Genomic DNA, 13,386 nt, shown 5'->3' with positions numbered 1-13,386 from the left:
CGTGGCGCTCATGGAACTCGGTGGCGAGTGGGAGCGAATCGCCGCGCTCAAAGACAGCGGCGCCATCGGCTGAAAGCCGCTAACGGGCGGCCAACTCCAGATGCTCCCGTCGCCGAACGAGAATGCTGGGCAACCACTCTCCGACGTCAGTGGCCTCCACCCACTTGGTGCGCTCGACCAGCATCCCCAACACGATCTTGGCCTCCAGGCGGGCCAACGCGGCCCCCAGGCAGAAGTGCACTCCCCTGCCGAAGGTCACGTGTCCCTTGGCGTTGCTGCGGTCGAGGCGGAATTCGTCTGGCGCCTCGAAGTGCGCGGGATCGCGATTGGCCGCTCCCCACATCAGCAGCAGATGGGAATCGGCGGGCACCTCGACGCCGCCGAGCGTGGTATCGCGCATCACGTGGCGGTAGTGGCCCCGAAACGGCGCCTCGTAGCGCAATACCTCTTCGATGAAGGCGCCCAGCAGCTCGGGATTGTCACGAACCCGGCTTTGGATTTCGGGGCGGTCGGTGAGAATCCATGCCGCGCTTCCCAACAGTGATGCAGTGGATTCGCCGGCGGCGCTGAACAGGGTGAGCATAATCGTCAGCGCCGGGTGGCGCTCCAGCTCGCCGGCCGCACAGCGCTGCGCCAGGTCCGCCATCAGGCCGTGTTCGGCTTCAACACTTGCCTTTTCGAAATGTTCCACTACATAGCCGGACAGTTCCATCGCCGCGGCTCCGGCGGCTTCGAGCTGTGTCTGCGTGACGATCCCGTCGAGCAGGGTCGTGGTGGCGTAACCGAGGCGAATGAGCGTGTCGACGTCACCGTCGGGGAGACCCAGCAGTCTGGCCACCACCATCATCGGGAGCCGGTTGGCCATCGCGCTCATCCATTCGATCCGGTCGCCGCGCAGATGCTCGCTCCACAACCGGTCGGCGGTATGGGCGGCGAACTCCTCGATGATGCGGACCCTCTTCGCGGACAGGTGCGGTAGCAGGATCTTTCGGTGCATGGCGTGCACCGGATCATCCGCGGTGGCCAACGCGTGAGAGGGGTCGCCGGGCGGACCCATCTCGAACGGGGCGACCGTCCCGTCGTCGTGATAGACCATGGTCGCGGTGAGGTTCGACGAAAAATCGTCCACACGTTCGACGGCATCCAGCACGGCATCCCACCCGCACACCGCGTAGAACGCCGAGCTCCCGATGCGATGCACCGGCGCCTCGGCACGCATCCGGTCATACAACGGATACGGATCCTGGAGCGCCTCGGGCCCGAAGAACTGCACCGGATCATCAAGAACCATCATCGATCTACCTCACTCCGGTAATCGAATCTGCGTCGCGACCAACCCATCGACATGCCCGCCAATCACCGGCCCAGCACTGCCACGACGCAGGACCCGCCGCCGCCCATCGCCTGCGCCAGCCCGACGCGGGGATCGGCAACTTGCCGCGAATCCGCCTCTCCCCGAAGCTGACCGACGACCTCGGCGACCTGCGCCAGGCCGGTCGCACCGAACGCGTGACCGCGTGCAAGGCAGCCGCCGTCGGTGTTGGTCGGCAGCTCGCCTTTGGATCCCAGCCCGCCTGAGTACGCGAGCTCGGCCACCTCCCGGCCCTCGACCAGGCCGAGCGCGATCAACGCGGTGACCTCCTCGCTGGCGCACATGTCATGCAGGGAGACCACCCCGATGTCGGCCGGCGCCGCCTGCGCCGCTTCGAACGCGCGCCGAGCGGTCAGCGCGATCTGTGACGGCGGGCCGACACACGGACCGGCCAGTGGCCAGGCCGGGTCCCGCGGCCAGCTGCTCTGCTCGATCGCGTTGATCGCCACGGATCGGGGCCGCTGCCCGGAGGTCACGACGATCGCCGCGCCGCCGTCGACGGACGCGTGACACATCATCTTGGTGAGCGGCTCGGCCACCATCCGCGCCGACATCACCTGCTCAACGGTGACCTCGTCGTCATTGCGCCGCGCCGCCAATGGATTGAGACGAGCCTGGTTGTACGACTTTGCCGCGACGGCTCCGAAAACCTCCGGTGCGCAACCTGTCTCATACAGCCACCGATTCGCCTCGATGGCGTAGTGGATCTGCGGCGGAAAGGAATCCCAGAAGTCGACCGCCGCCGGCACCACGCCGCCGGGTTCCAGCGCCGTGGTTTTCTCGTAGCCGATCGCCAGCGCGGTGTCGCAGCGACCGGATGCCACCGCCCACACGGCGTGCCGCAGGGCGACCATGCCTCCCGCCGAGGCACTCTCGATGGCGGTCACCGGAACACCGGTGCGGCCCAAGCGAAGTGCGACTTTGAGTCCGGTCTGGGGCGGCGCCATCGAGGAGGACGTGAACACCTCGCCCACAGCGTCGTAACCGATGCCCGCGTCGGCGAGTGCCGCCTCGGCGGCCGCGACGCCGAGCGCGGCGAGCGCGGTGTCAGCATGCCTACCGAACGGTGTGACGCCGATACCGGCGATGTGCGCGCCCGTCATTCCGATTCCGCCTCGAACAGGATGATGGTGTCGTCCCCCACTGTCTTTTCGACGACTCGGCCGGCGGTGCCGGGCACCGGACGCGGCCCGGACACCAAGATCTGCAGCCGCCCGTCGGAGGTGTCGACCCAGGCGACGCTGTAGCCGTCCTGGCCGTAGCCGGGGATCGGTGACTTCCCGGGAACGAAGGTCGACGCCCACACAGTCGCGCGGCGATCATCCGACATTGGTCATGCCTCCTTCGCGCGCGTTCACGTTGCCCAGGGCCGGCGGCGGCATGAGCGGGATGGGGCCGTGACCGACGAATCGCCATGGCAGCCCGACTAGACGTGCGGTACCGATGTCCGGGTCCGGGTAAGCGATCTCCGGGAAGAATCCGCGAATCGCCAGGTGCGGGTCCGAAACCAGGTCCTCTGCCCGCTGCACCGCCGCGGCGCGCAAACCCGACCCGCTCAGGCGCGCGGCCACCTCGTCGGCCGACGCGGCGGCAACCAGGCCCGCCAGCTTCTCCAGGATCGCGGGATGTTCCGAATCATTCGATACTCCAAAGATTTCTGCCAGGCATTTCCACTCATCGGAGTCCACGACTTCAATGGCGACCCAGCGGCCGTCGGCGGCGCGATAGACGCCGCGATGCCCGCAATCGCCGGCGTCGGCGCTACCCGCAGCCGCGGCTGCGGCGACGAACTCGGCCACGGTGGACGCGACGACCTCGGCCATGGAGAGATCGATGACCGCACCGGTGTCACGTGCCGGCCCGACGGCCCACGCCGCGATCACCGCGGCGGCCACGACCGAGGACAGCGGGTCAGCGATCACGGTGCCGAGCCGTGCCGGAGCTCCATCCGGTCCGAGCGTCAATCCGGCCAACCCACCATAAGCCTGAACGTTGTTGGCGTACACCCGATATCCGGCCATGGGGCCTTCGGAGCCGAATCCGGAGACCCGCAGGGCGAGCCTCCCCGAACCGGCCACGGCGGAGGGCTCCACCTTGAGCCTGGCGAGTCGCGCGCTGCCGACGTTTTCGATGAGGACATCAGCGTCGGACAGCGCCGCGGCGACGTCATCCACCGCGCGGGCCGGGTCGATCAGCAGGCTTTGCTTGGAGTGATTGGCCACCGCGAAATACGCACCGCGGTTGACGCCGGGCTTACCCCGGGCGAAGGGACCAGTACGCCGGTAAATGTCCAGGCGCTGAGGATCTTCGAGCCGCAACACCTTTGCGCCCATTGCACCGAGCAGCGCACCGACGATCGGCCCGGCTAAGACGTGGGTCAGTTCGGCTATCCGCAAGTCGCTCAGACGGCCAGTGCGACGGTGATCCGACCGTTGTCCGACATAGGTGAGCCACGGCGACTCAAGCACGGGGACTTCGACACCGCAGAGCTGTGTCGTCGAGAAAGTGCCGCGGAAGGCGAATTGCGGTGATGCCAAAATCTCTTTGGCGGCATTCACCGGTGTGGACGGCACGCCGTTGGCTTGTAGTGTTGCCGCGCACTCTTCCTTGTCATGCGTTGCCGCCCAGGCTGTTACGTGTTGGTTGATCACATCGGCGTGGTCGATGCGGGCCTGGCGTTCGTCGAGACCGGTGGCCCAGTCCGGATGGCCCAGCGCCGCAAGCAAACCCCGCCACTGGTGATTCTCGACCGCCGTGATGCGGACCAGACCGTCGCGGCAGGGAAACAGTCCCGACGGCGCGAGGTAACGGCCACTGCCCGCCCGCCCGGGACACCCGTACAGCACGTGGGCGCATTCCGGCAGCGCAGCGGTGAACGCGACCGCCTCCTGCACCGACACGTCAACGAGCACCGAACCGTGGCTGTCGTTGCGCCGATCGAGGCCATGCAATGCCGCGAGCGCGGTTACGGCTCCCGCCGTCTTCAGCGCGACGTAACCGGGCGCCGGGACCGGTGCCCCGTCCGACCCCTCGATGGTGGCGAGCATGCCGCCGGCGGCCTGCGCGACGAGCTCGCCGCCGGGGTGCGACGAGCGCGGCCCGTCAATGCCGAACGGGTTGACCGTCACGACAACCGCGTTCTCGGCGGCGGGTGGTGCGACGGCGGCGGTGCCGTGGTCGACGATCACGATGTCGTGTTCGTCGATCAATGCCCTTGAATAATAATGAGATTCGATGACTCGTTTTCTCCGGTCGAGGGTGAGGTCGATCGCCGCGACGGGACCGGCCGCAGTGGCGATCGCCGGTCCCACGCGGGCGGGCGCAGCCCCTCCTGCCACCTTCGTGGCCTCGGCTCCGAGGTCAGCCAGCAGGGCCACGGCGGCCGAGCCGGCGATCCCGTCGCCCAGTTGGAGAACCCTGATGCCCGACAGGAATGTCGCGCGGCCGGCGGCGGTCATGTGGTGCCCCGTCCTGCGCCGGCGGCCGGATGGCGTGCGGTTAGCCACCGCGTGACCGCGTCGCGGTGGTAGGCGCGCGTGCCCAGGTTCGCCGTTACGGTCGCCGCGCGGCGCAGGTAGATATGCGCGTCGTGTTCCCAGGTGTAGGCGATGCCGCCGAATACCTGGGTGGCGCCCTCCGGCACGGCCCGCAGCGCGTCGATGCCCCAGTAGGCGGCGAGCGATACCAGCGCCGCGGCATCGGCATGCTGTTGCTGGCAGGCGTCGGCGGCCCGGTTGACGAGCGCACGCCCAACTTCGATCGCGCACCGCTGGTCGACCAGGCGGTGTTTGATCGCCTGGAAGGCGCCGATCGGGCGGTCGAAAGCGACGCGCAACTTCGCGTACGCGGTTGCGGCGTCGTTGGCGGCCGACGCGATGCCGACCAGTTCGGCTACCTGAGCAACGCGACTCCGCAAACCCGCCTCACGGTGGCGAAGTCCGGCGCGCTCGCCCGACTCGATGACCTGAATGGGCGTGTTATGCAACGTGATTCGTGCCGCGGGGTTGTGGTCGAGCGGGGTCACCGGTTCACAGAGCACGCCCGGTGCGCTGGGTTCGACCACGCCCAGAACCGTCGCGTCACCCGTGCCCGCGCAGACCAGCAGCCTGGTCGCGACCGCGCCGTAGGGCACGAGGGGCCATAGCCCTGAGACGCCCTCTTCGGTGCGCTCACCGCGCTCGGGCAGCAACAGGCTGACGCCGTCGGCGCAGCGGTCCGCACACCAGCCCGCCGCCGCCGCGCAGGTGAGCGGGACGGGTGCCGACGCGGCGCCGGCGGCCTCGGCCAGGGCACACAGTTCGCGAACGCCACCCCCGCCCCCACCGGCGGTCTCGCTCACCAAGACGTCGGCCCAACCCGCTTCGGTGATGGTGTGCCACAGCTTGGGGTCGAACACCGCGCCCGGGCGGTCGAGCAAAGCCCGAAACGCCTGAGGCGACCAAGCCCTTCGCAGGATGTCATCGGCCGACGCGCGCAGCCGGGCCAGTTCTTCTGCGCTCTGGGCGATGTCGCTCAACGATGACAGGCCGTCAGGTGTCACGCGGCAACCCCAACAGCTTCTCGGCGATCACGTTGCGCTGAATCTCCGATGTGCCCGCGCCGAATGTTGCGGCCCGCATCAGCAGGTAGCTCTGTGCGACGTTGCCATTCTTCGTCGCCCCTACCGAGCCGCGCTCCAGGGTTCCCGCGCAGCCGGCGATTTCCAGCCCGAAATCGGCCATCGCCTGGTCGACCTCCGAGGTCATCAGCTTGGCCACCGACGCTTCGGGTCCGGGACTGACACCCCGGACACCGGCGGCCGTTGCCTGCGCCGCAATTTGACGCAACGCCTCCACTCGCGCGGCGAACCCCACGAGACGATCGGCCACGTAGCCGTCATCGCGGCCCTCGCGCCCCAGCGCCCCCTGCTCCTGCGCCATCCGGACGAGAATCGCCAGCCGCCGTTCGATGCGGTGGGTGCGGCTCTGCCCGACGCGCTCGTAGCCCAGCGTGGATTTGGCCACCTGCCAACCGCCGTGCAGTGGCCCGAGCACATTCGCGAGCGGCACCCGCACCGAATCGAAGAACACCTCGTTGAACTCGGCCTGCCCGGTGATCTGGCGGATGGGGCGCACCTCGATGCCGCTCGTGTTCAGGGGCACGAGGATGTAACTGATCCCTCGATGCTTGTCCGCTGCCGGATCGGTGCGCGCCAGGATGTAGATCCAGTCGGCGTACTGGGCCTTGGAGGTCCAGATCTTCTGGCCGTTGATGACCAACTCGTCGTCGCACAGTTCGGCCCTGGTCTTCAGAGCGGCGAGATCACTGCCCGCGTCGGGCTCGCTGAAGCCCTGACACCAGACTTCTTCGCCCGAAAGGATCTTCGGCAGGTAGCGATGGCGTTGCTCGTCGGTGCCCCACTGAATGATGGTGGGGCCGAGCTGATTGACGGCACTGCGGTTGATGGGCTCCGGGGCGTGCGCTGCGGCCATCTCGGCGTTGAAGACGAGTTGCTGCACGGGGGTGGCGGCGCGTCCGCCGAACTGCACGGGCCAGGAGATCGCGGCCAGGCCGGCGTCGTGAAGCCGACTCTGCCACAGGCGCATTCGCTGCAACCGGTCGGCCTCGTCGCGCGCGGAACCGCGGACGTCGTCCGTCAGTGCCGATGACAGGAAGGCGCGGACCTCGTCGCGGAATTGTCGATCGGCCTCGGTGAGGGCGACCCCGTAATCCGGTTCGGTCACGCCCCACCGCGAAGTATCGACGCCATCCGTATCTTCATGTCGCCGTAGGTGATTGCCGTGGCGCCGGCTTTCGGTGCGCGTCCGGCATCCACCTTCGGCGCCGAGAGATCAAGGCCGGCGATCCGTCGCCGCAGCGCCGCGACGGTGCAGTTTTCCCTGCCGCGTCGCTCGACGCCGGTGTAGCCGAAGGCGCGAGCCGCATTACGCCAGGTGATGGCCTCCACCTCGTCGGGCGTGCAGCCCTCCAGCTGGGCGGCGAGCTGCTCGGGGGCATCCGGCCAGCTGCTGTCCGAATGCGGGTAATCCATCTCCCAGCAGATGGTCTCCACCCCGATGCGCTCCCGCATCTCGATGCCGACCCGGTCGCGGATGAAGCACGACATGAAGTTGCGGCGGTAGACGTCCGTCGGGGTCAGCCCGGCGCCGAGGTCGTCGCCCGTCCACGCCCGTTGGCGCGAGTAGATGTCCTCGAACCGTTCCAACAGGAATGGGATCCAGCCGATGCCGCCTTCGGACAGCGAGAACTTGATGGACGGAAACTTGGTTAGCACCGGGGAGAACAACAGATCGGCGGTGAACCGCTGGGTGTCCAGGGGGATCATCGCGTTGTACGCGAGGTAGGTGGTCAGGTCGGACGGCACCGGCATCCCGCCGCCCGTGCCGATGTGAATGTTCACCACGGTGTTTTCCTCGCACAGCGCCTCCCACAGTGGGTCCCAGTGCGGATCCTGCCAGGGGGGCTGCCCGTAATTGCCGATGTGCTGAGGCGCCGTCACCGCGCGACAGCCCCGCCCCGCCAGGCGCCGCACTTCACCAGCGGCCAGGGCCGGGTCCCACAACGGCAGGATCCCCATCGGGATGAACCGGTCGGGATGCCGGCCGCACCAATCCTCGATGTGCCAGTCGTTGTAGGCACGCACCATCGCCTCCGACACGTCGCGGTCTCCGCGATAGGTGAACAGCGCGCCCGAGATGGTGGGGAACGAGGGAAAGCACAGGGAGGCAAGCACACCGGAGGCGTCCATGTCGTTCACCCGTGCGTCGACGTCGTAGCACCCGGCCCGCATGTCGGTGAACCGCGACGGCTCGAATCCCCATTCGTCGTTGGGCCGCCCCGCGACCGCGTTGAGCCCGATGTTCGGCAGCTGCAGACCGTCGTACACCCAGAAACACACGCCGTCGGCGTCCTCTACGATGCGCGGCGCGTCGTCGGCGAAGCGGCTGGGCACCCGGCCGACGAACATGTCGGGCGGTTCCACGGTGTGGTCGTCGACGCTGATCAGTACCAGATCGAGAGGATCAATCACTTGAATAATCCTAAACTAATAGACACTTTCTGTCTAAGTGTTCTATTTGGGTTCGCGGGCTAACGCGAAGTCCTGCACCCACCCCGCCATCAAGCCGTACACCGACTCCATGGCATCGCGTGCGGCGGCATCGTCACCGATGGGCTCATAGTCGATGTCCCAGACCACGATTGACTCCCCGGCGGCATCCGCGCTCCCGGTTACGGTGTTCACGGCCACGAAGCGGCTGACCGGCATCGGATTGTTGGTGATCTCATACGACAGTGCGCGCTCGTCGGGCTTAATCCAGATGAGGGTCTCGATGACCGGCTTCTCGGTGCTCGCGGCGATGAACCGCCGCATGCCGGGCCCTTCGCCCTCGACTTTGACGTCGCTGGGTCCGGGGATCCAGTCCACGTTGCCGAAGTCGGCAAGAACGGCCCATACCGCCTCCGGTGGCGCCGCGAGGCGCTTGGTGACCGTGAATGTTGGCATTCGCTGACCGTATCACCAGATGTGACAATTGATCGACTACTGTACTTATGTACCGCGACGCGCGAAGGAGGGCGGATGGGCACTGACGCCGCCGCTGAAGGCGAATTCGAGGTCGATGAGGACTGGGTCGGCTACGAGGTTGTCGAACCGCACATCGCCCAGATCACCATCAACCGGCCAGAACGGCGCAACGCCATCCTGTCGCCCGGAATGCATCGACTCTTCAAGCAACGGCTGGACCGGGCCGAAGACGACGACGAAGTCAAGGTCGTCATGTTGCTGGCCGAGGGCAAGGACTTCTGCAGTGGCGACGACGTGCGCCGACTCCCGGTGGAAGAGGCGGGACTGCGCAAGGGGGAACGATTGCCGCAGACCGCGCGGTTGGGCAACGCCCGGCGCCTGCACCGGCACCTGACCAATTGGTTGGAGTTTCCAAAGACCGTGATCGCCGGCTGCCAGGGCGCCACGCTGGGCGCCGGGATGAATCTGGCCCTGGCCGCCGACATTCTGCTGGTCTCCGATGACATGTACCTTGCCCGCCCTCAGGCGCGCATCGGGTTCGCCGGATTCTCCACCGCCATGCCGCTCGCGCTGCTCAAGCTGGGGCCCAACCGCGGCTACGAGGCGATGATCACCGGCCGCAGGGTGACCGCAACCGAACTGCGCGAGTGGGGGGTGGCCGCGTCCGTGGTGCCCGCCGACGGGCTCCGCGACGAGGCGTTGCGGTACGCCCGCGCGATCGCTCACCACTCGGCCGACGGCCTGATGGTGGGAAAGCACGCCTTGATCGCGTTCTGGCACGCCGTCGGCATGGCGCAGTTCGGTGACTGGGTTCCGATGGGCCACACGGTGTTCAGCAACCTCGTATGGCGCGACGACGAGTTCAACTTCATGAAGGAACGCAGTACCCGCGGCGGCCGAGAGGCGATGGCCGAGCTCGAACGCCGCTACGCGGAGTGGGGGTTCGAGTAACGCAGACTATACAGCTATACAGATAATGTATGGGTGTTCTGTATGCTCGTACTAGCGCGAAACCACGAGGAGCTGAGTGACGATGGGTGTGCTTGACGGACGTACCGCGCTGGTCACCGGCGCCGGGCGAGGTATCGGCGCCGCGGTGGCCGAGGGCTTGGCCGCCGAGGGCGCTACGGTCCTGGTGTCCGATGCGGGCGTCAGCGTCGACGGGACCGGACACGACTCCACCCCGGCGGAAAGCGTCGCGGCGGCAATAACGAGCCGTGGCGGCAAGGCGTTCGCCGATACCACCGACATCACCGACTTCAACGCGTGCGCGGACCTCATCGGCCGCGCCGCCGAGACGCTCGGCGGCTTGGACGTCGTGGTGAACGCCGCGGGGATCCTTCGGGACGGCATGGTCTTCAAGATGAGCGAGCAGGACTGGGACGCAGTGGTGTCCGTGCACCTCAAAGGAACGTTCAACGTCACGCGCCACGCGGCGGCCTGGTGGCGGGAGAACCGGGGCGGGCAGTACCGGCTGATCACCTTCACATCGATGTCCGGGTTGCAGGGCGCGCCGAGCCAGCCGAACTATGCCGCGGCCAAGATGGGCATCGTCGGCCTGACGTTCTCGTGCGCCAACGCGCTGCGCAACTATGGGGTGCGCTGCAACGCCATCGCGCCGATCGCGGGCACCCGGATGACGCAGGGCATCAAGGGCGGCGGCAGCATGGATTACTCGGACGCCAACGTTCGCCTGTCGCCCAAGAATTGTGTGCCGCCGGTCGTATATCTGGCCAGCGAGCAGTCCGAATGGCTCAATCGCCGCGTCATCTTCGCCGGCAATGGCCGGATCAGCCTGATGTCCAATCCCGTCGTCGAACGGGAGATCGTGTCGGCATCTGGGACGTGGGACATCCCGACCGCATTCGCCGAGATCGAAACGTCGTTCAAGGAAGCGGTGCTGTATCCCAACATCTTCGACAAGCCACCGTCCAGCTGAGCCGACGAAGAGTGTGACAATGACCGAGCTTGCCACCGAGCGGGTGCCCCAGAAGTTCGCCTGCCGCGAGACTTTCGTGCCCAAGAGCCGGTACATCGACCCCGAATTCTTGAACCTCGAGCTCGAGCGATTGTTCACCCGGGTCTGGCAGCCCGCGTGTCGCGAAGAAGAAATCCCGGACGCCGGCTGCTTCTACGAGTACACGATCGGCCGGCAGTCCATCGCCGTCGTGCGCCAGAAGGAAGGCAGCATCAAGGCATTCCACAACACCTGCGCCCACCGCGGGATGAAAGTTATTCGGGGCAGCGGCTGCTCGGGCGACAGGGACTTGCGCTGTGAGTTTCACGGATGGCGCTACGGGTTAGACGGCCGGTCGTCCTTCGTCCCGTGTCGTGACGAATTTGCTCCCCGCCCAGGCGAGCAGTGGGGCTTACGGCCGGTCGCTGTCGGCACGTGGGGTGGATGGGTGTTCGTCAGCATGGCCGAGAATCCACCCGATCTGCTCGAGTGGCTTGACCCGCTGCCGACCGCGCTGGCGCCGTTTCGGTTGCAGGACATGCGCTACCGCTGGCGCAAGCGCACCTTCTTGCCGGCGAACTACAAGACCGTTATCGACGCGTTCATCGAGGGCTACCACACTCCCGGCACCCATCCGCAGACCATGCGATCGGCGGAGGGCCCGCGGCCGTCGGCCGAGCCCGCTTCGCCGCAGGAGTATGTCTACGCCCCCTACACCCCAACCATCACGTATAAGAACCACTCCCGGTTCGTCTATACGCAACGCCCCGAGCATGCCGGTCGCGACAGGGGCCGCCAAGAACAGGCAGCCCGACCCGAGGTGTTCGCCAATTCGATGAAGTACCAATACCTGGAAGTGGGATCGCTGGTCACCGAACGTGACTATCGGGCCGCGCAGAAGCTGGCCGCGATGGAACCCAGCGACGTCCCGCCGTTTGTTCTGTACCACCAGATGTGCGAGGAACTCGCACGCGCCGAGGGCGTTGACTTTCCACAGATGTCGATGGAGCAGTACTTCGCCGGGAACGGCGACTGGCACGTGTTTCCTACCATGGTCATCCTGGTCGAGAAGTCCTGTCTGCTCGGATACCGCATGCTGCCCGACGCGGAGGATCCGAATCGGTGCACGTTCGAAATGTTCTCTCTTGAGCATTTTGCGCCCGGCGAGGTGCCCGAGACGCAATGGCAGGTCTTCGAGCGGTGGCAGGACCACGACGGCTGGGGTGAGCTGCCGTCACAGGACCTGAGAAACATCGGCGCCGTCCACGCCGGCATGCACTCGGCCGGGTTTGACGGACTTTGGCTCAACACCGCGCAAGAGATGTCAATTCGCAATGAGCATGCGATCGCTGACAGGTTCCTTTTCGGCTCGAGTGACTAGGACGATGTCGGTCGTCGGATCGTAAGGGCGGTTCTTCCGCGTCGCCACAGGAGACGCGGTCGCGAGATTTCGTCGCGGATGGCGGCGTAGACAGCCTCGCCGACCCACTGCGGCCCGGCTGCGATCGGGACGACCTCGACAGACCCTTCACGAAGCTAGGCGGCGCATCCCGACGCGTACCGCCGCGCTGGGTCTGGTCGAGCCAAATATGGACTGCTGCAAACAGATCGGATGTGGTTCGCCCCAGGTGATAGCGAACGCTACTGCTGGCCCGGGATTGGCGGCAGGCCATCCCGGATGTCTTGCAAATTGCCATTGATGCCCTGCAGATCACGTTCGATGGCCTGCAGTCCGGACAGGGCATCTTGGAAGCCGGTCTGGAGGTGCTCCTGGCCGGACGGCTGGTACTGAGGGCAATACGCGACGACGGCGCCGGCCGCGACGCTGGCGCTTTGATTCGCATCCCACACCGACGATTGCTGCAGGACGCGGACGGCCTCGGCGAAGTCTGGCTGGTTCGCTAGGAACTCGCAGACCGCGTGCCCATGGGTCGTCACGTACTCGTTGCTGGGAACCGGCACGCCATCCTGCTTGAGCGCGCCGATGAACGCCCTGTCGACGATCTCCAGCGTGGGGGCGTGTGCTGCCGGCGCGGCCGGACTGGGTGCAGCGGCCGGCGGCGGCGGGACGGCCGCCGGGGGCGGGGCGGCCGACGGTGATGCTGGGTCGGCCGACGGCGCCGGGTCCGATCTGTGCGCGGCGAACATGACCGCCACCACGGCCGCGGCGACGGCCAGTAAAGACAACGGCAACGCCGCAGTGAGGGGAACGAAGCGGCGACGGCGACGCTTGCGGCCGTGGGGCCCGTTGCGCGGCGATGAGGTCGCTGTGAGGACCGGAACCTCGTCAACCGCCTCGGGTTCGACGACCTCGACGGGGTGGCCCAGGCGCTCGTCGAGCAGCGCGTCGATGTCCCGGATCGACGGCCGACCACTGTGCTCACCCATCGATTGGCGCCCAAGGGCTATGCGCCTCAGCTCTTGGTCGATCGCCTCCCGATCGCGCATATCAACCAGTCTGAGGGTGTCACGACGTTGCGGCAAGCCCCGGTGACCGCTGACAACGCGTGTGCGCTTGATCATGGTGGCGAC

The 13,386-nt window shown here is 66.9% G+C and carries 12 protein-coding genes; 3 read left to right on the top strand and 9 right to left on the bottom strand.

Annotated elements, in window-relative coordinates:
• Window positions 1–79 precede the first annotated feature (79 nt).
• The 8 genes from N415_RS21090 to N415_RS21055 all read right to left on the bottom strand — a co-directional run bounded on the left by N415_RS21090 (window position 80) and on the right by N415_RS21055 (window position 8,876).
• A complete protein-coding gene (locus tag N415_RS21090; protein WP_068186388.1) occupies window positions 80–1,294 on the bottom strand; it encodes a cytochrome P450 in 1,215 nt (404 codons plus the stop codon).
• Between the two features lie 62 nt (window positions 1,295–1,356).
• Window positions 1,357–2,475 carry a thiolase family protein gene (locus N415_RS21085; protein ID WP_068186386.1) on the bottom strand — a complete coding sequence of 373 codons (1,119 nt, stop codon included), beginning with the start codon at window positions 2,473–2,475 and terminating at the stop codon, window positions 1,357–1,359.
• Entirely contained in the window at window positions 2,472–2,702 is a 231-nt protein-coding gene (locus tag N415_RS21080; RefSeq protein WP_068186383.1) for a hypothetical protein, read from the bottom strand. Before N415_RS21080 ends, N415_RS21085 begins: the two co-directional genes overlap by 4 nt.
• The gene (locus N415_RS21075) at window positions 2,692–4,830 is read right to left on the bottom strand and encodes a CoA transferase (protein WP_068186379.1); all 2,139 of its coding nucleotides are present in this window, start codon (window positions 4,828–4,830) and stop codon (window positions 2,692–2,694) included. The genes N415_RS21080 and N415_RS21075 overlap by 11 nt, the downstream gene beginning before the upstream one ends.
• Window positions 4,827–5,912 (bottom strand): acyl-CoA dehydrogenase family protein, encoded by a 1,086-nt coding sequence (locus N415_RS21070; RefSeq protein WP_068186376.1) that lies wholly within the window; start codon window positions 5,910–5,912, stop codon window positions 4,827–4,829. Before N415_RS21070 ends, N415_RS21075 begins: the two co-directional genes overlap by 4 nt.
• Entirely contained in the window at window positions 5,902–7,095 is a 1,194-nt protein-coding gene (locus N415_RS21065) for an acyl-CoA dehydrogenase family protein (protein WP_068186374.1), read from the bottom strand. The genes N415_RS21070 and N415_RS21065 overlap by 11 nt, the downstream gene beginning before the upstream one ends.
• Window positions 7,092–8,402 (bottom strand): amidohydrolase family protein, encoded by a 1,311-nt coding sequence (locus tag N415_RS21060; protein ID WP_239645647.1) that lies wholly within the window; start codon window positions 8,400–8,402, stop codon window positions 7,092–7,094. Before N415_RS21060 ends, N415_RS21065 begins: the two co-directional genes overlap by 4 nt.
• Window positions 8,403–8,444: 42 nt before the next feature.
• The gene (locus N415_RS21055) at window positions 8,445–8,876 is read right to left on the bottom strand and encodes an SRPBCC family protein (protein ID WP_068186371.1); all 432 of its coding nucleotides are present in this window, start codon (window positions 8,874–8,876) and stop codon (window positions 8,445–8,447) included.
• 75 nt (window positions 8,877–8,951) lie between these two features.
• Between N415_RS21055 and N415_RS21050 the strand changes: the two genes are divergently transcribed.
• The 3 genes from N415_RS21050 to N415_RS21040 all read left to right on the top strand — a co-directional run bounded on the left by N415_RS21050 (window position 8,952) and on the right by N415_RS21040 (window position 12,235).
• A complete protein-coding gene (locus tag N415_RS21050; protein ID WP_068186369.1) occupies window positions 8,952–9,848 on the top strand; it encodes an enoyl-CoA hydratase/isomerase family protein in 897 nt (298 codons plus the stop codon).
• A gap of 82 nt (window positions 9,849–9,930) precedes the next feature.
• Window positions 9,931–10,836, top strand: a complete 906-nt coding sequence (locus N415_RS21045; protein ID WP_068186366.1) for an SDR family NAD(P)-dependent oxidoreductase — start codon at window positions 9,931–9,933, stop codon at window positions 10,834–10,836.
• A gap of 19 nt (window positions 10,837–10,855) precedes the next feature.
• A complete protein-coding gene (locus tag N415_RS21040; RefSeq protein WP_068186472.1) occupies window positions 10,856–12,235 on the top strand; it encodes an aromatic ring-hydroxylating dioxygenase subunit alpha in 1,380 nt (459 codons plus the stop codon).
• A gap of 260 nt (window positions 12,236–12,495) precedes the next feature.
• Here N415_RS21040 and N415_RS21035 read toward each other — a convergent pair.
• Window positions 12,496–13,386, bottom strand: an 891-nt coding sequence (locus N415_RS21035) for a DUF732 domain-containing protein (protein WP_239645645.1), incomplete at its 5' end; no start/stop codon positions are given.

The organism is Mycobacterium sp. UM_CSW (genome assembly GCF_000455205.1).
Lineage (GTDB): Bacteria > Actinomycetota > Actinomycetes > Mycobacteriales > Mycobacteriaceae > Mycobacterium.
The sequence above is the reverse complement of the archived record's forward strand: the minus strand, read 5'-3'. Positions and strand labels throughout refer to the sequence as shown.

Bases quoted from the DNA above. Each gene is read 5' to 3' on its own strand.
- N415_RS21075 (WP_068186379.1), bottom strand. From the start codon at position 4,830: ATGACCGCCGCCGGCCGCGCGACATTCCTGTCGGGCATCAGGGTTCTC.
- N415_RS21045 (WP_068186366.1), top strand. From the start codon at position 9,931: ATGGGTGTGCTTGACGGACGTACCGCGCTGGTCACCGGCGCCGGGCGA.
- N415_RS21055 (WP_068186371.1), bottom strand. From the start codon at position 8,876: ATGCCAACATTCACGGTCACCAAGCGCCTCGCGGCGCCACCGGAGGCG.
- N415_RS21040 (WP_068186472.1), top strand. From the start codon at position 10,856: ATGACCGAGCTTGCCACCGAGCGGGTGCCCCAGAAGTTCGCCTGCCGC.
- N415_RS21080 (WP_068186383.1), bottom strand. From the start codon at position 2,702: ATGTCGGATGATCGCCGCGCGACTGTGTGGGCGTCGACCTTCGTTCCC.
- N415_RS21085 (WP_068186386.1), bottom strand. From the start codon at position 2,475: ATGACGGGCGCGCACATCGCCGGTATCGGCGTCACACCGTTCGGTAGG.
- N415_RS21090 (WP_068186388.1), bottom strand. From the start codon at position 1,294: ATGATGGTTCTTGATGATCCGGTGCAGTTCTTCGGGCCCGAGGCGCTC.
- N415_RS21050 (WP_068186369.1), top strand. From the start codon at position 8,952: ATGGGCACTGACGCCGCCGCTGAAGGCGAATTCGAGGTCGATGAGGAC.